Source organism: Phormidesmis sp. 146-20, assembly GCF_052939475.1.
The window spans coordinates 31,193-48,778 of record NZ_JBJPHT010000003.1; the positions used below are offsets into that span (position 1 = coordinate 31,193).

18 protein-coding genes are annotated in these 17,586 nt (G+C 50.5%); 14 read left to right on the plus strand and 4 right to left on the minus strand.

Annotation, left to right across the window (positions count from 1 at the left end):
* Positions 1-33 precede the first annotated feature (33 nt).
* The 4 genes from ACKFKH_RS03780 (at position 34) to ACKFKH_RS03795 (ending at position 2,931) form a co-directional block, all read left to right on the plus strand.
* Positions 34-678, plus strand: coding sequence for a MotA/TolQ/ExbB proton channel family protein (locus ACKFKH_RS03780; protein ID WP_446857106.1), 645 nt, complete (start codon positions 34-36; stop codon positions 676-678).
* Positions 665-1,066 (plus strand): ExbD/TolR family protein, encoded by a 402-nt coding sequence (locus ACKFKH_RS03785; RefSeq protein ID WP_446856902.1) that lies wholly within the window; start codon positions 665-667, stop codon positions 1,064-1,066. The genes ACKFKH_RS03780 and ACKFKH_RS03785 overlap by 14 nt, the downstream gene beginning before the upstream one ends.
* A gap of 199 nt (positions 1,067-1,265) precedes the next feature.
* On the plus strand, positions 1,266-2,459 hold the full coding sequence (locus tag ACKFKH_RS03790) for a M20 family metallopeptidase (protein WP_446856903.1): 1,194 nt from the start codon (positions 1,266-1,268) through the stop codon (positions 2,457-2,459).
* A 211-nt stretch (positions 2,460-2,670) separates the two neighbouring features.
* Entirely contained in the window at positions 2,671-2,931 is a 261-nt protein-coding gene (locus tag ACKFKH_RS03795) for a hypothetical protein (protein WP_446856904.1), read from the plus strand.
* An 80-nt stretch (positions 2,932-3,011) separates the two neighbouring features.
* Here the strand turns inward: ACKFKH_RS03795 and trpB are convergent, their stop codons facing one another.
* The gene (gene trpB / locus ACKFKH_RS03800; RefSeq protein WP_446856905.1) at positions 3,012-4,265 is read right to left on the minus strand and encodes a tryptophan synthase subunit beta; all 1,254 of its coding nucleotides are present in this window, start codon (positions 4,263-4,265) and stop codon (positions 3,012-3,014) included.
* A 27-nt stretch (positions 4,266-4,292) separates the two neighbouring features.
* Between trpB and ACKFKH_RS03805 the strand changes: the two genes are divergently transcribed.
* From ACKFKH_RS03805 to ACKFKH_RS03815, 3 genes are all read left to right on the plus strand, one after another.
* On the plus strand, positions 4,293-4,724 hold the full coding sequence (locus ACKFKH_RS03805) for a translation initiation factor (RefSeq protein ID WP_446856906.1): 432 nt from the start codon (positions 4,293-4,295) through the stop codon (positions 4,722-4,724).
* Positions 4,725-4,885: 161 nt separating this feature from the next.
* Positions 4,886-5,245, plus strand: coding sequence for a hypothetical protein (locus ACKFKH_RS03810; protein ID WP_446856907.1), 360 nt, complete (start codon positions 4,886-4,888; stop codon positions 5,243-5,245).
* 285 nt (positions 5,246-5,530) lie between these two features.
* Complete coding sequence (locus ACKFKH_RS03815) at positions 5,531-6,745, plus strand: RNA-guided endonuclease InsQ/TnpB family protein (protein WP_446856908.1); 1,215 nt, start codon at positions 5,531-5,533, stop codon at positions 6,743-6,745.
* 27 nt (positions 6,746-6,772) lie between these two features.
* Here ACKFKH_RS03815 and ACKFKH_RS03820 read toward each other — a convergent pair whose 3' ends face one another.
* Positions 6,773-7,504 carry a carbonic anhydrase gene (locus ACKFKH_RS03820; protein WP_446856909.1) on the minus strand — a complete coding sequence of 244 codons (732 nt, stop codon included), beginning with the start codon at positions 7,502-7,504 and terminating at the stop codon, positions 6,773-6,775.
* 223 nt (positions 7,505-7,727) lie between these two features.
* On the opposite strand from ACKFKH_RS03820, the gene ACKFKH_RS03825 reads away from it, so the two are divergent.
* From ACKFKH_RS03825 to cobT, 5 genes are all read left to right on the plus strand, one after another.
* Positions 7,728-9,563: a glycoside hydrolase family 10 protein gene (locus tag ACKFKH_RS03825; RefSeq protein ID WP_446856910.1), complete on the plus strand. Its 1,836-nt coding sequence runs from the start codon at positions 7,728-7,730 to the stop codon at positions 9,561-9,563.
* 184 nt (positions 9,564-9,747) lie between these two features.
* Complete coding sequence (locus tag ACKFKH_RS03830) at positions 9,748-11,328, plus strand: FAD-dependent oxidoreductase (RefSeq protein WP_446856911.1); 1,581 nt, start codon at positions 9,748-9,750, stop codon at positions 11,326-11,328.
* Between the two features lie 108 nt (positions 11,329-11,436).
* Positions 11,437-11,814 (plus strand): hypothetical protein, encoded by a 378-nt coding sequence (locus ACKFKH_RS03835; RefSeq protein ID WP_446856912.1) that lies wholly within the window; start codon positions 11,437-11,439, stop codon positions 11,812-11,814.
* On the plus strand, positions 11,807-12,559 hold the full coding sequence (locus tag ACKFKH_RS03840; RefSeq protein WP_446856913.1) for a DUF2232 domain-containing protein: 753 nt from the start codon (positions 11,807-11,809) through the stop codon (positions 12,557-12,559). Before ACKFKH_RS03835 ends, ACKFKH_RS03840 begins: the two co-directional genes overlap by 8 nt.
* Complete coding sequence (cobT, locus tag ACKFKH_RS03845) at positions 12,556-13,731, plus strand: nicotinate mononucleotide-dependent phosphoribosyltransferase CobT (RefSeq protein ID WP_446856914.1); 1,176 nt, start codon at positions 12,556-12,558, stop codon at positions 13,729-13,731. The genes ACKFKH_RS03840 and cobT overlap by 4 nt, the downstream gene beginning before the upstream one ends.
* Positions 13,732-14,208: 477 nt before the next feature.
* Here the strand turns inward: cobT and ACKFKH_RS03850 are convergent, their stop codons facing one another.
* Positions 14,209-14,577 (minus strand): hypothetical protein, encoded by a 369-nt coding sequence (locus tag ACKFKH_RS03850; RefSeq protein ID WP_446856915.1) that lies wholly within the window; start codon positions 14,575-14,577, stop codon positions 14,209-14,211.
* Between the two features lie 584 nt (positions 14,578-15,161).
* On the opposite strand from ACKFKH_RS03850, the gene ACKFKH_RS03855 reads away from it, so the two are divergent.
* On the plus strand, positions 15,162-15,800 hold the full coding sequence (locus ACKFKH_RS03855) for a phycobiliprotein lyase (RefSeq protein ID WP_446856916.1): 639 nt from the start codon (positions 15,162-15,164) through the stop codon (positions 15,798-15,800).
* 20 nt (positions 15,801-15,820) lie between these two features.
* Entirely contained in the window at positions 15,821-16,981 is a 1,161-nt protein-coding gene (locus ACKFKH_RS03860; protein WP_446856917.1) for an extracellular solute-binding protein, read from the plus strand.
* Here ACKFKH_RS03860 and ACKFKH_RS03865 read toward each other — a convergent pair.
* Positions 16,929-17,585 carry a hypothetical protein gene (locus tag ACKFKH_RS03865; protein WP_446856918.1) on the minus strand — a complete coding sequence of 219 codons (657 nt, stop codon included), beginning with the start codon at positions 17,583-17,585 and terminating at the stop codon, positions 16,929-16,931. The genes ACKFKH_RS03860 and ACKFKH_RS03865 overlap by 53 nt on opposite strands.
* Position 17,586 lies beyond the last annotated feature (1 nt).

A 17,586-nucleotide genomic window follows, 5' to 3' on the forward strand; every position in this document is an offset into this window, starting at 1 on the left:
TAAACCCTGCTTCTACAAGTGGCTCGACGCGACATGCAGGCGACGAATTGGTTTACATCCGGCGGGATTGTCATGGTGCCTCTGTTGGGATTTTCGATCCTGGCGGTGGCGCTGATTTTTGAGCGGATTTCTTTTTGGGCAAAGGTGACAAAACGCCACGATCGCATCATCCGCGAAGTGTTGACGCTTTATCGGCGCAGTCCCAGAGCCGCCTTTTTGATGCTAGAACAAAACACGGATCTGCCGATCGCTCGTATTTTTCTAGCGGCTTTAGAACTCGAAGAAGCCACGCCCGAAGAGTTTCGTCTGGCGTTAGAAAGTGCGGCTCAAGCTGAAATTCCCCTGCTCAAGCGCTTCAACACTGTCTTTGAAACAATTATCAGTCTGGCTCCGCTGCTGGGACTATTGGGCACCATTTTGGGACTGATCGCTTCATTTGCCAATCTGCGTCTGGGCGACTTGGGCGGCACTAATACGACGAATGTGACAGGCGGGATCAGTGAAGCACTGATTTCAACGGCATCGGGACTGGTGGTGGCGATCGTCACGCTGGTGTTTTCCAACACGTTTCGAGGGCTATACATCCGTCAAATTGCGCTGATTCAAGAATATGGGGGACAGCTTGAATTGCTCTATCGTCGCCGCCACGAAAAAGGAGGGTCTTATGCGTCTACCTGAAGAACCGGATCTGCCGCCTCAAATTTATATCGTGCCGATGATCGACGTGATTTTTGCCCTACTCACGTTTTTCATCATGTCCACGCTGTTTTTGACGCGCTCTCAAGGGTTGCCTGTCAGTCTGCCGACGGCCGTCAGTGCCCAATCTCAACAAGCCGCTCCCGCAACGGTGACGATCGACCAAAACGGCAAACTCGCCCTCAACCGCAAGGCCATTCAACTTAAAGATTTACAAGCTCAAGTTCAGGGATTAAAAGGGAAGAAAAATCAGATCCAGGTGATCGTCAATGCCGATCGCCGCGTCAGTCATGGGCTAGTGATTACAGTAATGGATCGATTGAGAACAATTCCAGGGGTGAGGCTGGCGATCGCGACTCAGCAGCCCTGATCCGTAGGGGTGACTTCCTTCACTGCGCTGCTTGAATCTTTTGCCCCCCAAGTTGCCAATTCTGAAAGACTTTGAACCAGGAGCTAGTGTTCGAGTGGGGACGCTAAGAAGGGGGAGAATGTATTTTAGAAAACCTCTGGCTGACGCTGATTTCTTCACAAGTCTTATCATTGGAAGGAAGCCCGATCGCAGGATTCCTATGAAAGACCGCATCAAAGAACTCGCTACTGCCCTTGCGCCTCGTTTGATTGAGATTCGTCGCCATTTGCATAGTCACCCCGAACTGAGCGGACAAGAACAGCAAACGGCCGCTTATGTGGCTGGAGTCCTCTCTTCTTGTGGGTTACAGGTGCGGGAGTCGGTAGGAAAAGTGGGCGTAGTTGGGGAATTGGCAGGAGGGAGCGATCGCCGTCTCTTGGCCATTCGCACAGATATGGATGCGTTGCCGATTCAGGAGCGCACGGGGCTAGAATTTTCGTCTCGCAAGTCAGGAATTATGCACGCCTGCGGTCACGATGTCCATACGACGGTGGGCTTGGGGACGGCCATGGTGCTGTCTCAGTTAGGTATTCAACTACCGGGTAATGTGCGGTTTTTGTTTCAACCTGCCGAGGAGATCGCACAAGGGGCGGAATGGATGATCCAGGATGGAGCGATCGAGCAGGTCAATGCGATTCTCTCAGTCCATGTGTTTCCGTCGATTCCGGCTGGGAAGGTGGGCATTCGCTATGGGGCACTAACGGCGGCGGCGGATGATCTGGAGATTACGATCGTCGGTGAGTCGGGACATGGCGCAAGACCTCATGAGGCAGTGGATGCGATCTGGATTGCGGCTCAGGTGATCACGGCATTGCAACAGGCGATCGCTCGCACTCAAAATCCATTGCGGCCGGTAGTGCTGACGATCGGCAAGATTCAAGGGGGACGGGCCCCGAATGTGATTGCGGATCAGGTGCAGATGATGGGAACGGTGCGATCGCTCCATCCTGAAACCAGTGAAGCGTTGCCGACCTGGGTTGAGAATATTGTGTCCAGTGTGTGTCAAACCTATGGGGCAAAATGTCAGGTCAATTACCGTCGAGGAACGCCTTCGGTACAAAACGATCTGAAGTTGACGAGTCTGTTGGAGTCTTCGGCAAAGGAAATCTGGGGCAGCGACAGTATTCAAATTATCCAAGAGCCATCGCTGGGTGCAGAAGATTTTTCTTGTTACCTGAAACACGCGCCTGGCAGTATGTTCCGTTTGGGGGTTGGCTTTAAGGACAGGCGAAACTATCCCTTACACCATCCTCAATTTGAAGTGGACGAAACGGCAATCTTGACGGGCGTGGTGACGATGGCGAATGCGGCTTGTCGGTATTGGCAGGGAGGAGGGATGAGGGAGGAGGGATGAGGGAGGAGGGAGGAGGGAGGAGGGAGGAGGGAGGAGGGAGGAGGGAGGAGGGAGGAAAGGATTGATCTGTTTGGGTCAGCGTCTTTCATCTTTTCTTGAATCTTTGAGTCGTGGGTGGCTTTGAGGCAAAAATCATAACTCTGGAGAGATTTGCGATCGACTCGTCTGGCTGCACAGTGGAAGGCGATGCAATAAAATTTTGGAGCAACTGATGGCATCCTCTACCCCACTGCAAGGTTTGGATTTGGTTGATTGTGCGCGGGCAAACGCGAAGCAAGGAGTCGAAACGGCGGCCGATTTGTGCGGCTATGGCTCAGATCTCAATCGTTTTCGACAAGAGTTGGCGGCGGCTTGTCAGCATATGGGCGTTCAGTTTCACGAGTTGAGTGATTTGATCGCAGATGAAGCGCCTTTGCTGCAAATGGATGGAGAAGTCATTGCACCGGATGAATCTTCTGAACTTCTTAAATAATTCTTTGGAATCGGGTCGTTAAACAGAAATTGCCCTCTACCAGTTTTGGATAAAGGGCAAACAACAGAATTTTTGAGACTTTACGGATTCAGAATGGCGGACACGGTAAGAACGTCTTTGTCGCCACGACCTGAACAATTGATCACGATGCGAGGGCTGCCCGTGAGTTGGGGACAGAGGGTGTCAAGGTAGGCGATCGCATGAGCCGTCTCCAACGCAGGAATAATTCCCTCTAGCTGAGAAAGCTTCTGAAACGCTCCCAACGCTTGCTCATCGGTGACGGCGTAGTACTCAGCCCGTGCTGTTTCCATCAGATAGCTGTGTTCTGGCCCGACACCCGGATAGTCTAATCCAGCGCTAACGGAATGCGGCTCGATCACCTGACCATCGTCGTCTTGCAGCAGATAACTCATCGCCCCGTGGAGAACACCAACTCGTCCCTTGGTCAAAGTCGCGGCATGTTTATCGGTTTCTACGCCATGACCCGCTGCTTCTACACCGATCATTCTCACGCTAGATTCGTCGATAAATTCGTGAAAAAGTCCCATCGCATTAGAGCCACCGCCCACACAGGCCAGCAGAATATCCGGCAAACCGCCCCACTTTTCTTGAGCCTGAGCGCGAGTCTCCTGACCGATCACCGCATGAAAATCACGCACCATCATCGGATACGGATGCGGGCCAGCGACAGAACCCAGGATGTAATGGGTCGTTTCTACATTCGTTACCCAGTCCCGAATCGCTTCCGAAGTGGCATCTTTGAGGGTTCCGGTTCCCGATGAGACGGGGCAGACTTCGGCTCCCATCAGGCGCATTCTAAAGACGTTGAGCGACTGCCGCTCCATATCCTGCACGCCCATGTAGATGATGCACTTTAGCCCAAATCGAGCGCAAACTGTGGCGGTAGCGACTCCGTGTTGACCTGCTCCCGTTTCGGCAATGATGCGCTGTTTGCCCATGCGTTTCGCCAAAAGTGCTTGAGCGAGGGCATTGTTGATTTTGTGGGCCCCAGTGTGGTTGAGGTCTTCGCGCTTAAGATAAATCTGCGGCCCGGTGCCGTCGGGTCTAGCGTAGTGGGTCGTCAACCGTTCGGCAAAATATAAGGGACTGGGGCGACCCACATAGTCTTTTAGCAGTCCTTGAAGCTCTTGTTGAAAGTCGGGGTCTTGGCTGTATTGATGGTAGGCTGCCTCTAGCTCAAACAGAGCGGGCATGAGGGTTTCAGGGACATACTTGCCGCCAAACTGACCAAATCTCCCCAACGAATCGGGGCGACTTTGAGGAGAAAGATCGGAGGCCGGCTGGAGATTTTTGGGAAGTGGGGTTGTCGTCACGATTCCTGAATCTTATAGGTGCAATTGATGCCTAATTATAAGCTTGAGGAAAGCTGCGTTACACTGGCCCTTGCTGCTGATTTGGCACTGATTTTTATGGCGAGTTCTAAGAAAGCAAAGTCGGGCACCTCTGCGGGCGATCGCATCATCTATTCCGAATTTGGTAACGCGAATCATTCAGACGCATTGGAACGGGGAGTTCCTGACCTGCCGCCCAATCAGCAAAACGTTCGAGTTCAAGTGTCGCGCAAGGGACGAGGCGGAAAAACCGTAACGGTGATCAGTGGATTTCAGTCCAAGGCTGAGACGTTGACAGATTTGCTCAAAAAGCTGAAAGCTCAATGTGGAACGGGCGGCACCGTTAGAGAGGAGACGCTAGAGATTCAGGGCGACCATGCTCAGAAGTTACTTCAGATTTTGGTGCAGTTGGGCTACAAAGCGAAAATTAGCGGCGGTTAAAACGGGCAATTCTTCTCATTCGCGGTCGCCTCTTTTGGAATAGTGACGCATCAATCATCTCTCTCCAAAGCACGAGGGAGATTTGTGCGGCGATTGTCATGCTTATTTAGCGCTCAATAATTATCTAAAACAAAATCTAAAACAAATATTGGAGAATCACTATGGTAGAAGGAACTTCGAGAGACGTGAAGAAGATTGATGTAGGCGATCGTCCCTTAGTGCAGAACGATCCACTGGATTCGGCCAATCTAGATTCAGCAAATGACTCCTATGGAGTGGGCTACGATGGCGGAACTCCGCTCGACCAGGATCAAGATGGCGATCCAATCAATCAAGCGCATGGGGTGGGATACGACGGGACGAGTGCGATCGCGCCAAACGGTAACTCGGTTGATGAGTCCTACGGTGTAGGGTACGATGGCGGTACTCCTGCTGACCAAGATTCAGATCGCAACCCGGTGCATCAAGCGCATGGCGTGGGATATGACGGGCTGGATACAGATGCCTCAAAGCACCATTAAGGTTTCACTGCGCTGAATTTTCTAAAAGATGGGCGAGGGCACAAATACACTGCCTTTACCCATCTCTTTGCAATTCCTGGCAGATTGAAGCGATTCAACAATGATGGCGGGAACTCCCCCACCTCTTGTAATGGAGCAACAGCGAAGCGACTTGCGTAATGGAAAAGGTGGGGGATGAAAGCCAGGGCGGTGTAGCAAAGCGAAACCGCCAATCCCCTAGATATCAACACAAAAGATTTATTAACGCTTCTTACTACTATCGTTAATTTACAGTAAGATAGAGAAATGAAACACGCAGTCAAGGTACGAATTTATCCAACCGATGAGCAGCAAGTAGCGCTATCAAAAGCGTTTGGCTGCGCCCGTTGGTTTTGGAACAATTCTCTATCCCTGACGAATCAACTCTATAAAGAGACGGGTAAAGGTCTATCCCAACAGGGAATGAATGACCGTCTACCTCTCCTGAAAAAAGAGTTTGAATGGTTGGCTGAACCTTATAGCCAAGTGTTGCAATCGGTGTCATTGAATCTGTCTAGAGCGTTTATCAACTTTTTTGAGGGGCGGGCTAAATTCCCTAACTTCAAATCGAAACAAGGTAAGCAGTCTATCCAATATCCTCAGAATGTCGAAATCACTGATGAAGGGTTGAAGCTGCCTAAACTGGGAGTCATCAAAGCCAAAATCCATCGAGTGCGAGAAGGTAGACTGAAGACCGTTACCCTCTCTGTGATGCCCTCAGGCAAGTATTTTGCCTCATTGCTGTTTGATGACGAAAAGCCTGAGGTAGATCCATCTAGTCAGGGTAAAGCGGTCGGCATTGATTTAGGTTTGACTCACTTTGCTATCACCTCGGATGGTTCAAAGTTTGACCATCCGAGGGTGCTGAGAAAACGGTCTAAGAATCTTAAACGCAAGCAGCAAAAATTGTCTCGCAAAGTAAAAGGATCTAACACTCGCAAAAAAGCGCGTCGGATTGTGGCGCGGGTGCATGAAAAGATTGCGAACACCCGTAAAGATTTTCTGCATAAGCTCTCACGCAAAATGGTGAACGAGAACCAAGTCATCTGCGTTGAGAATTTAGCAGTCAAGAACATGGTGAAGAATCACAACTTAGCTAAGGCAATTAGCGATGCCAGTTGGGGTGAGTTCACTAAAATGCTGGAATATAAAGCAAGAGAAGATAGAAGGTACTACATCGAAGTAGACCGCTTTTTCCCATCTTCAAAGACTTGCTCAGTCTGTCTCAATCGAGTCGGTAGCTTGCCTTTAGATGTCCGGTCATGGCAGTGTAACAACTGTGGCACAAAGCATGACCGAGATGTAAATGCCGCTATCAACATTCGAGATGAAGGACTCAGAATATTAGCGTTAGGAACTAGCGCTACTGCCAATGGAGGGAAGGTAAGTCCGAAGGTTGGAAGGCGAAAGTCATCCGTATCTAAGGCGCTTCCCGTTGAAGTTGGAAGCCCCCACTCAACGACCGCAGCGCGTAGCGCGTAGGAAGCCAGTGGGAGTAGTTCACCGAACCTAAGTGACGATCGTGAACTTGCCAGTTGTTAGGTCGTAGCGCCCCCCCACGATCTTGAGCTTACCCTTCTGGATCAAGTCAGCCAAGATAGTCGAACTCTCTGCTAACTTTTGCGCCTGATACTGCACATTGGCGATGATCGAGTTTTGTTCTAAGTCTCCCGTTTTAGCCCTGACACGAGCGACAGCAGGCTTAATTTCTTCGACAAATATACCAATTCGGCCGGGTAGGGGATCTCCTTTTACGGCTGCTATGACTGCCCCACAGCGACTGTGCCCAACCACCACAATTAGTTGAGAACCCAGCACGGCTGTAGAAAATTCTAAACTACCGATCGCCGTTTGACTGGCGACATTTCCGGCAACTCGAACGACAAATAAGTCACCCAAGCCCTGATCAAACACGATTTCGGAAGGCACTCTAGAATCTGCACAGCCCAAAATCGACGCAAATGGATATTGAGCGACGGCAGTTTCTTGAAGACGTAAGCGAGATTGCCCAGGGTTTTGGCGCTTATCATCCACAAATCGCGTATTGCCGTCCAGGAGAAGCTTTAAGGCTGCATCCGGGCTAACAGGTTGAGGTTTTTTAGAAGTCGCGGGGCTTTGTGCGAGAGCTTCTTCTGGATGCCAGATCGATCCACTTCCTGCGGCCGCCGCAATGCCCAGTCCTCCCATTCCTGCCAGATGCAGAAACGATCGCCGTCCAATAAAGCCGTCTGTTCGAGTCATACAATCAATCTCAAGCTATTTCTAATCAATGCAATAAATTTCAATCAATAGCATCGCTACGAGTGATGAGGAGAAATATATCAGAATCCCTGTTCATCTATTCTGAGAACTTGGATTTGCTAACAGGATATTTGAAAAAGTTTTGTTACGAGTGGTACGGACGGGATTACCTTTTGGAGAACGAATTACAGAACTGATTGGAGTTGATGCGAAAGTAGAAATCATGACAACATTTCTCCTGCATCAGGGGTGGATTATGGCGACGCGGCGTTGGCGGTTTCTCTGGATTTGTTTGATCATGGGCTTGCTGACCTTGACTGGAGTTTTTTCTAGTCGGTTAGAACCTGCCTCGGCTCAAGTTCGCTTTAACGATATTCAAAACTATTGGGCAAAAGCCTGTATCGAGTCGCTGGCTCAGAAAAAGATTCTTAACGGCTACCCGGATGGGAGTTTTCGCCCGAATGCGTCGGTGACTCGTGCAGAATACGCTTCGCTGATGGTGACGGCGTTTCCAGGAATTGTGAATGCAACGCTGCCTGCACGATCGCTTCAATTCAAGGACGTTCCCAGTAAGTTTTGGGCGGCCAGCGCGATCGGACAAGCCACCAACGCCAACTTTTTTTCGGGCTACCCAGACGGCACCTTTCGCCCCAATCAAAGCATTTTACGAGTCCATGCGATCGCTGTTCTCGCCAGTGCTGCGGCGGGTTCCACTTCGACAGCTCCGCTGGATCAAACGCTGGCGGTTTTTCAGGATGCTCAAGCGATTCCTGACTATGCGAAAAAGGCGATCGCAGCGGCCACAGATAAACGCATCGTCGTCAACTATCCCAATGTCAAGCAGCTAAATCCTGATGCGGCGGCCAGTCGAGGAGAAATTGCGGCTCTGATCTGTCGGGCACTGCCAGAAACCGCTTCGTTGATTCCGGATCAGTACGTTGCGGGTAAGCCAGCGGTTCGCAGTGAGATTCGCGCCGTTTGGTTGACGAATATTGACAGTGACGCAATGTTTAGCCGCGATCGTCTCAATGCGGCTGTTCAAGATCTCGCTCAACTCAATTTCAATACCATTTATCCCGCCGTTTGGAATTGGGGCTACACGCTGTATCCGAGTCAGGTCGCCAAACAAGCGATCGGGCTGTCCTTTGATCCGCGACCCGAAGCGATCGGCTTAAAAGATCGGGACATGCTCAAAGAACTGATCGAACAGGGACACCAGCGCAAATTAACGATCATTCCCTGGTTTGAGTTTGGCTTTATGGCACCCGCCGATTCAGAACTGGCTAGTATGCATCCTGATTGGTTAACGCGACGACGAGACGGCACTCAAGTCTGGCAAGAGGGCAAGTATCCCCGTGTCTGGTTGAATCCGTTTAAGCCAGAGGTTCAGAAATTCATTAGCGATCTGGTTCTCGAACTCGTTGACAACTATGACCTTGATGGCATTCAGTTTGATGATCATTTCGGGTTGCCTTATGATTTTGGCTACGATGAGTTTACGGTTGCCCTTTACAAGCAAGAAAATCAGGGGAAACAGCCGCCGATCGACCCCAAAGATCCCGATTGGATTCGCTGGAGAGCTAACAAAATCACTGCTTTCACGGCTCAGATCTTCCAGGCGATTAAAGCCAAAAAACAAAACGTTCTAGTCTCGTTGTCACCCAACAATTACAATTTCTCCTACAATCATTCGCTGCAAGATTGGCGCACCTGGGATCAACAAGGACTGATCGAAGAACTGGTGCTGCAAGTTTACCGAGACAGCCGTCAGGGATTTATTGACGAGTTAAATCAGCCCGAAGTGCAAGCGGCTAAAAGTCATATTCCGACAGGGGTTGGCGTGTTGACGGGACTCAAAGATCGTCCAGTGGGTATTCGGCAGATTCGAGATCAGGTGCAACTCGTACGAGAGCAAGGATTTGCTGGGGTTTCGTTCTTTTTTTATGAAACGATGTGGAACCTGTCTAATGAATCGGTGAGCGATCGCAAAGCTATCTTTAACACGCTATTCTCTTCTGCTTTGCCCCGTCCCAATCTTGCTAAAAAAGCTGCAAGTTGAGAAATAGAGCGATCGGATGTGAGTGAAGTGGGAGCGATGAAATTCTCGTTGACTTGAGGGATGGACGATCGCTTTACCTCTATCCCAGGGCGAATATCCTACAAAAATTCAATAATTTGTGAAATTTGGCGTTCTCTAACGGAATCTGTACTTAAAATCGATTCAGTAGTTGGGGCACCCTTTCATGACAGCAGCCACACCGTCCACGACACGCACCTACGACATTATCGGGTTTGGTGACGAAGTTCCGGGTATTCTCGCGATCGTTGCAGCCGCTAGAGAATATCGTCGCAGAATTGGCAAATTTCCCAAATCCCTGATCATGTTTAAGGGCAACTCTCAAGAAGGCGTGGGCGGCCATCTGGTACGAGGCGGATTGGCGTATCTCGATCGCACCCACGTTCCTCCGGATATCCGACAAGCGACGGGTGTAGGGTTGTTTGGCGATCCGTCTCGGTTATATACCGAATTTTTGCAGCGATCGGGCGTTCCTCAAATTGCGCTTGATCCCCGCAAGGCAAACACCGCGCTGCGTCAGATGTTGAGCGAAATCAGTGCAGACATCATCAGTCGGGTGCAGATTCAAGCCATTCTCAAACAGGGCGCAAAAATCTCTGGCATTCAGTTGATGAATGGAGAAACTTATCTTGCCAAACAGTTTATCGACTCGACCGTCAACGCCGAACTTGCTCAATACGCGGGAGCTGATAAGCTGCAAGGGTTTGGCACTTTTGGACTCCCCGAATCAGAACTGCCCGTGACGCTGGTGTTTGAAACCGAGGGACTGACGATCGCCGAACTCAAATCCGTCGAAATGGCTTACCTCAAACGCTTCACCAACCCCAGAGACACCGAAGCGCAAAGATTTATGCAGCTTGCCGCCGGGGGCGACGCGAGAATTATAGAGCGCTTCAAAAAAGAAATGTTTGACAGCAAAGGCGCTCTGGCAGATATGAACGTCGGCTCTGATCACATCGATATTTGCAGCAAAGCGTTATCGATCGCCTATCATGCCTACCGGGGCACAAAATTTTCGCTCAATAGCAACAGTTGCGCCTTTGACTCCGGCAATATCGCCATTCTTCCAGGGGGTCGGCTTTCCTGGAATGCGCTGCTGTGTCATGTGTCCGGTTCTCAAGCCGAAGCGCTGGCTCGAAACGCCGCCAAACCCACGCCCGCCATGCTAGAAGAAATCAAATTTCTCGATCGCTTCTTCAAAAGTCTCGGTGCCACCGCCGTCCGCCCCATGCCAGAACTCTACATTCGTCATGCCGGGAATGTGACGGGTGTGGTCGAACCCCTGAGCGGAGCCAGAATGCTCGAAGGCGGCGTGTCTAGAGAAGAAGCGATCGCCACCTTTGGCTACCCCCTAGACGTGCGCGGCGGCATCGAAGGTCTGGGACTCAAAGCCCTAGAAAGAGGCATCACCAGCATCTCCTTTCTCAAACCGCCCCTCTTCAACGTCGGCATTCGTCACGCCCTTCTCAGATCCGTCCCTAATCTTGCTGTCATCAGCCCCGCATCCGGCTTTGATGGATACGCCTGTGCCGCAGGTCGCATTGTCGAATTTAACGTAGCCGTCGGTCAAGGAGTCGGAATCGCCGCCGCCCTAGCCATCACCACCAATCGTGACCTAATGAATATTTCCAACACCGAAGTTCGACAAGTCCTGTCCCAAACCAAACAACTCCCCATCATCTACGGCAAAAACTACTCGATCGAAGCCTCCCGCCTCCAACAGTTTGAGGAAATGATGATCGCCTAATTCCCTCCTCCCTCCTCCCTCCTCCCTTTGTAATGCTTTGTTGTAATTTCGTGCAAACCTGCTCATCTTGACGTAACCTACCGTTAACAATCGCTTTCAACCGACTGCATGATCGATTACAACGCGCTGTTTGATTTTTCGCGATCGCACTGCATTGCTATCTGCGCTTTTCTCGTCCCGGCTAATCTACTGACAACCTCCCAAACCCTGATATTGACAGGAATGCGTCGTCCTCCGATCCAAGTTTTATTAGCCGCTGGAGTCGCTTCTCTGTTTTCGGGCATTATGGTGCTGCATGTTCTCACCTGGTTTTTAATCGGCGTGGTGATGCCGCCCACGTTTATTTTGCTGTGGCTAGGAACGGTGTGTTTGGGAACTAACTTGTGGGCAGTTTTGGCGAGAGAAAGCCTGGCTCGATTGCTCGGTGCGATCTATAAAATTTGCACTAGAGTAGATCTGCCTGCATTCCGCCATTTGCATGAGTGATTCTCAAAACGCCAGCCCAAATTCGCCCAGCTCTAACCAGCCTTCCGATGAGGAAAACTGGCTCGACGACATCGTACCCGAAGTTCAGGAAGCCTCTGATCGACCGCGCTACGTTCGCAAGGTTGATCCCGCAAGTCCGATCGTCATGGTTGAGACGGCGTTTTTAGCCAGTGCGGCCAGTCTGATCTATCTGGTGAATTCCTACTTTCCGATGGGGCCGCTGTTGCAGATTTTTTTCCCGATTCCGATCGCGCTCGTCTATCAGCGATGGGGAAGTCGGGCTGCATGGATGGCGGCGTTGGTATCGGGGCTATTGCTGTCGGTGCTAATTGGCCCCACTCGCAGCATTCAGTTTGTGGTGCCCTTTGGGTTACTCGGCGTGTTGTTAGGAGCGTTGTGGTATCGTCGCGCTAAGTGGGCCGTTTCGATTCCCCTTGCCAGTTTACTGAATGTAACGGGCGCTTTTTTTCGCATCTGGCTACTGTCTATTTTGACGGGTGAAGATCTCTGGCTATATGGCACCAATCAAATCATTAACCTGTTGGAGTGGGTGTTTCTCAAACTGGGATTATTGATGCAACCGTCGTTAGTGCTGGTGCAGTTTGCAGTACTGGCGATGATTGTCACCCACAGCGTTGTTTATTTGTTTGTGGTGCATGTCGTAGCGTGGTTTTTGTTTGATCGCCTCAACAATCCCATTCCCAATCCGCCAAACTGGGTGCAAGTGTTGCTTAATTCAGAATGATTTCGATTTATACTCAGCCTCAACAAGCGCAGCAGTGGCTTCATCAGTATCGAGGACGATCGCCACTTTTTGCCTGTGTTTTGGGCTTTACCGAGACGGGACTGATTCCTGGAATTTCGGCTGCTGGTGCGACTCCGACCGATCGACAGTACACAGCGATCGCGGATGCAGAATTTCTAATCAATGGGGTGCAAAAATCGCCTCGTTACCCATTGCCTCCTCTGCATGTGGGCGCGTCTCCCGTCTTAATTTCTCGTGCCATTCTCGCTGCCCAAAACATTCCCATTTATCTATTTAATGCAGGGTTGCCCAATCCGCCTGCTGTCTCTGCGATCGATCTGCAAGGAATGCCCGCCCGCTGTCTAAGTACAGGTCAAGCGATGGAGCGAGCGATCGTCGAACACCTATTTCAACAAGGACTCATCTGGGGAGAAAAACTAGCCGCTCAAGTTCCTGACAGTTACCTAATTTTGAGTGAATGTGTGGTGGGAGGTACGACGACTGCATTAGCAATTCTCACAGGTTTGGGAATTGATGCCGCTCAAAAAGTTAACAGCAGCCATCCCGTCTGCAATCACGCCCAAAAGTGGCAGCTAGTCCAAGACGGGTTACAGAATTTCTCAAGCTTAAATTCTCACGCACCACGCCCACTACAGAAGTCTAATCAAAACCTCGCGCCTCACGCCTCAGACCCGATCGCCCTCGTTGCCGCTGTCGGAGATCCGATGCAAATTGTGGTTGCTGGCATGACGATCGCCGCCAGTCAAACCTGTGGAGTTCTATTGGCCGGAGGCACACAAATGTTAGCCGTGTCTGCCTTGACACAAGCCATTTCCTCAACCCATTCTCTTCCCTGGCACCCTCAAAGAATTGTTGTCGGAACCACTCGCTGGGTAGCCGAAGATCCCACAGGCGATACGGTAGGGTTAGGCAATCAAATCGGAACCATTCCCCTCCTCGCCACACAGTTAAGCTTCGCAAAATCGCGCCATCCCCAACTGCGATCGTACGAACAAGGCTACGTCAAAGAAGGTGTGGGCGCTGGAGGATGCGCGATCGCAGGCCACCTCTTTCAAAACTGGGGACAACCCGAACTTCTTGAAGCGATCGAAACTTTGGCAGATCATCGTTTAAAGAGCGATCAACCACCAAAAACAAAGGACAAGGAATAAACGGCTACCCGATTCATCCCTCATCCCTCATCGCGAAGCGGATTACCCCCAAAGGGGGAACAGATCATCGAAGTTCTCCCTCATCCCTTTCTTAGGAATGAGAATTAAATAACTTCGACAATTGTAGAGTCTCGGATCGCCCTCCTCACAAAGCGGGGCAAAGCCCTCGCCAACCCTTCTTCCTAAGAAGGAGGCTAAAGTCTGGTTCCCTCTCTTTGGGGCTACCGTGTACACACAAGTTGATTGATCCGTCATTGCCGAGACCCTTCGCCCCCTAAATCCCCCAAAATTGGGGGACTTTGAGCTGTCGTCATGGCTTTGAACTTTGGAAATCTTTCCTTGGTCAAAGTCCCCCAGACTGGGGGATTTAGGGGGCTGAAGCCGATTGAAACGAAGCGATTCCGGACTTGTGTGTACCCGGTAGCTCTTTGAGGAGAGGGTGAGGGTGAAATTTCGGAGTTATTTAATCCACGATCCTTAGTGAACTCTCTGCGCCAACAACTGTTCTTCAAGCGCTGCAATCCGGTTGTAGGCGGCGGTCAGTTGTGCGGTCAGTCGCTGAATCTGAATTTCGGGTGAGAGGGGCTTTTCTCCACCTTGAATCGAGGCCTCGCTGCCCTGATTGTCTACCAAAACGTCTTTGTGTTCCATCGACGGATCGCTGTAGCGATGACTCTGATAATAGCGCCCGTTGCTGGTGCCTGATAGGGTGTAGCCCATCCCCTGATTAGGGGTTTTGATCTCGGTGACGACTTGAGAAAGATTGTGAGTTAGCTGCTCGATAAGCTGATACAAGGTATCAATCTTGCTATCCATTGTGCCGATTTGCTGTTGAAGCGTGTCCATTTACTGCCCTACTTCCCCTACTTTTGTTATCGTTCATCTTAGTGAAAAAACCTGCGATCGCACGGTTACTCCCGAATCATTTAACTTTTCATGCAAAAACAAAATGTAGCTCAGGAAACGATTGAGCAACTGCTTTAAGAAAGGCTACAAACTGTTCGCAAAGTTCAGAAAATGTTGAACGAATTTCGTTAAAATAAGCGTTCAAAATGCTTGTAAAACGCTGAAAGCGGGACGCTGTAAAGATCAAGCACTTATCTGCTTCTAGAGTGAAATGAAAGAGCCTGGTTACGACAGTTGAGGATTACAAAGAAAGTTTAGATCAAAGGAAAAAGATCTGCCCTTAAGCCATTTTTTCTGTTCTGAGAAACGAGCTATCACGCCTCATAAAAGCTTGTAACCTCTCAAGAAGAAGTGAGCCGTGCGTTAACCCTTCTACTGGTGCAAAAAAGTACGATCGGTCGTCTGGCTCCAAAGTGAGATGCTGTCTGAGATTTAGAGCAGATGCTATGCTTTCAGAGAGTCGCTTGATTCAAGTGTTTTTGTGCTGAGTATTTTTGTTAAACGCCGTTCTACTAGAGAGAAAAATGCTGAGTTTTCAAGAATTCTTTGCTGTTTGTGCGGGTACCTGGACTACTGAACGCACCTACCACTACATTGAGCAGGGAGAAGTTGAGCGCTCTTACACCGAGTTTAAAGTAGACGCGCTGACGGAAACTGAAAAACAGCGTATTCTCATTCCCTCTGACGAGTCTGCAACGGGGCAATTTCAAGTAGACACCGCTAAAGTGACTCAACCGGACACCTGCCCAGGGTTTGCGATCGCCTTCAATACCGTTTCTGAAAAAGGTGAAGAGGTGGCGATGCGCCTCAAAGCTTTGTTTGTGCCCGATGCCTACATGATTCAAAAAGTCACTCCGGAGGCGCTTTTACCCCTGGCGGCCCAGGTTCCTACAGACTCCAATGGCGACATCATTCAAGGCTTTTACCTGCGAGATCAAGGCTACTCAGAAGCAGGCACGATCGCTGGACGCTTTACCTACCAGAAGACTCGCCAAACCCTGGAAATGACGACCCACTACAAGCGATCGGTCGCTGTCGATCAGATGCGGCTCTTATCGCCTACCACCCGCCTGAGAACGATCGTCACTTACCAGCGCCCCCAACCCGGAGAAGTGCCCTCGGTCATGACCCTGATCGGCTTTGGGGTAGAACATAAGCAGTAGACTTAACTTTTTCCTTCATGATGGATCGTCGATCGTTTCTCACAGCCGCCAGCACCTTTGCCCTCAGTACGACGCTGACAGGTTGCAATTCTCAAGGTCAAGCCGCGCTCAAAATTCGGCTGTTAAAGAACTCTATTCCGGCTCAGTTGCCCGGTCAGTTTCGCAAAAGTTTGAACGATCGCCAGGTAGGACTCGACTTCAAGCCAGAAAATCAACTCCAAACGCTGTTCTCACTGCTGCAAGCCTGGAAACAACAGGAAGGCTCCCCTCAAAAATCCCCCTTTTCTCTCCCGTTTTTGGCAAATGATTCGGCAACACCCGACCTCGTGACCCTGGGCGACTATTGGCTAGAAACGGCCATTCGTCAGGGACTGATTCAACCCCTCAATCCTGATAATTGGCAACAGTGGAAGCAACTACCGGATAGATGGCGAAACATTGTGACTCGCAACGATCGCGGCATTCCAGACCCCAAGGGCAAAGTCTGGGCGGCTCCTTATCGGTGGGGCAGCACGGTGATTATCTACCGCAAAGACATTTTTCGTCAAAAAGATTTGCAGCTACCAACTGACTGGAGCGATCTCTGGCGCGAAGATCTCAAAGGTCACATTTCTCTACCTGACCAGCCCCGCGAGGTCATTGGTCTAACGCTCAAACACCTGGGCAAGTCTTACAACACGGCTGATCTCAAAACCGTCCCCAATCTAGAATCTGAACTTCTCAGGCTGCACCAACAAGTCAAGTTCTACAGTTCTGATACTTACCTGCAACCCTTGTTATTAGATGACATCTGGTTGGCGGTGGGGTGGTCTACTGATGTTTTACCGCTGATTCAGCGAAACCAGCCGATCGCTGCGGTTTTTCCCCCGTCTGGCACTGCTTTATGGACAGATCTCTGGGTGCGCCCTGCCCGTGTTCAAAACGCTTCAAACCTGCTGTCAGACTGGATCAACTATTGCTGGCGAACGGACGTTGCTACACAGCTTTCTCAATTTAGCTTTGCGGCCTCCCCGATTTTGACGACGTTGAATTCTACAACGCTGCCGCCGGAGGTGCAAAGCAATCCTCTTCTGATGCCCAGAGCAGAAAGCTTAGACCGCAGCGAGTTTCTCGAACCCCTCACCGATACTACGGTCGAGCAGTACCGCCGCCTGTGGGAGACCCTGCGTCGATCCCATTAGGGCGACCCCGAAATCCTGCTTTGCCAGATGAGTCCAGCGAAAGGATGCAGGCAGCGGGTTGAGGGTTAGAGGCTTTTTCGACGGCTTGCTGAAAAGCACAGGTATAGGCTGCTAATAGCGTTCCCTGACGGTTAAAAATTCTCATGTTGTAGCCATAGCCACTGGACTCTGTTCCTAACTCCTGGACAAATTTGTAGCGCTCTAAATAGTCTAACAAGCTCCAGACCTGCTGGTTGACCACAAAATCTGCCTGACCGGGAGTTGTACGTTGACCAGGGCAGGCCAGCCATTTGTCAAGTAACCTGCTCCCAAACTGAGGCTGGGCGGCAATTTGATCACGAGTCCACCAAAAACTAGGGATGGTCAGATTGGTTTGAGAAATCGAAGTTTCGGTGATTCCTAAAGTGTCATCTGCACAGCGCCCTTGTTGCAGTTTCTCAAAGTCTAGGGGAGCTAAAGAAGGCTGTAGGGCAGAGAGTAAGACTCTTTGTGGATCGCTCGAAACGGCCGAGTCGGCAATGGCGCTTTGATTTCCCCAGACTAGCATCACCCCAATCAGCGTCTGAAATAAAAAAGCTGTTCTCTGAAGTGCTGAAACCTGCATG

Bases quoted from the DNA above. Each gene is read 5' to 3' on its own strand.
- ACKFKH_RS03780 (WP_446857106.1), top strand. From the start codon at position 34: ATGCAGGCGACGAATTGGTTTACATCCGGCGGGATTGTCATGGTGCCT.
- ACKFKH_RS03785 (WP_446856902.1), top strand. From the start codon at position 665: ATGCGTCTACCTGAAGAACCGGATCTGCCGCCTCAAATTTATATCGTG.
- ACKFKH_RS03790 (WP_446856903.1), top strand. From the start codon at position 1,266: ATGAAAGACCGCATCAAAGAACTCGCTACTGCCCTTGCGCCTCGTTTG.
- ACKFKH_RS03795 (WP_446856904.1), top strand. From the start codon at position 2,671: ATGGCATCCTCTACCCCACTGCAAGGTTTGGATTTGGTTGATTGTGCG.
- ACKFKH_RS03805 (WP_446856906.1), top strand. From the start codon at position 4,293: ATGCCTAATTATAAGCTTGAGGAAAGCTGCGTTACACTGGCCCTTGCT.
- ACKFKH_RS03810 (WP_446856907.1), top strand. From the start codon at position 4,886: ATGGTAGAAGGAACTTCGAGAGACGTGAAGAAGATTGATGTAGGCGAT.
- ACKFKH_RS03815 (WP_446856908.1), top strand. From the start codon at position 5,531: ATGAAACACGCAGTCAAGGTACGAATTTATCCAACCGATGAGCAGCAA.
- ACKFKH_RS03820 (WP_446856909.1), bottom strand. From the start codon at position 7,504: ATGACTCGAACAGACGGCTTTATTGGACGGCGATCGTTTCTGCATCTG.
- ACKFKH_RS03825 (WP_446856910.1), top strand. From the start codon at position 7,728: ATGACAACATTTCTCCTGCATCAGGGGTGGATTATGGCGACGCGGCGT.
- ACKFKH_RS03830 (WP_446856911.1), top strand. From the start codon at position 9,748: ATGACAGCAGCCACACCGTCCACGACACGCACCTACGACATTATCGGG.
- ACKFKH_RS03835 (WP_446856912.1), top strand. From the start codon at position 11,437: ATGATCGATTACAACGCGCTGTTTGATTTTTCGCGATCGCACTGCATT.
- ACKFKH_RS03840 (WP_446856913.1), top strand. From the start codon at position 11,807: ATGAGTGATTCTCAAAACGCCAGCCCAAATTCGCCCAGCTCTAACCAG.
- cobT (WP_446856914.1), top strand. From the start codon at position 12,556: ATGATTTCGATTTATACTCAGCCTCAACAAGCGCAGCAGTGGCTTCAT.
- ACKFKH_RS03850 (WP_446856915.1), bottom strand. From the start codon at position 14,577: ATGGACACGCTTCAACAGCAAATCGGCACAATGGATAGCAAGATTGAT.
- ACKFKH_RS03855 (WP_446856916.1), top strand. From the start codon at position 15,162: ATGCTGAGTTTTCAAGAATTCTTTGCTGTTTGTGCGGGTACCTGGACT.
- ACKFKH_RS03860 (WP_446856917.1), top strand. From the start codon at position 15,821: ATGGATCGTCGATCGTTTCTCACAGCCGCCAGCACCTTTGCCCTCAGT.
- ACKFKH_RS03865 (WP_446856918.1), bottom strand. From the start codon at position 17,585: ATGCAGGTTTCAGCACTTCAGAGAACAGCTTTTTTATTTCAGACGCTG.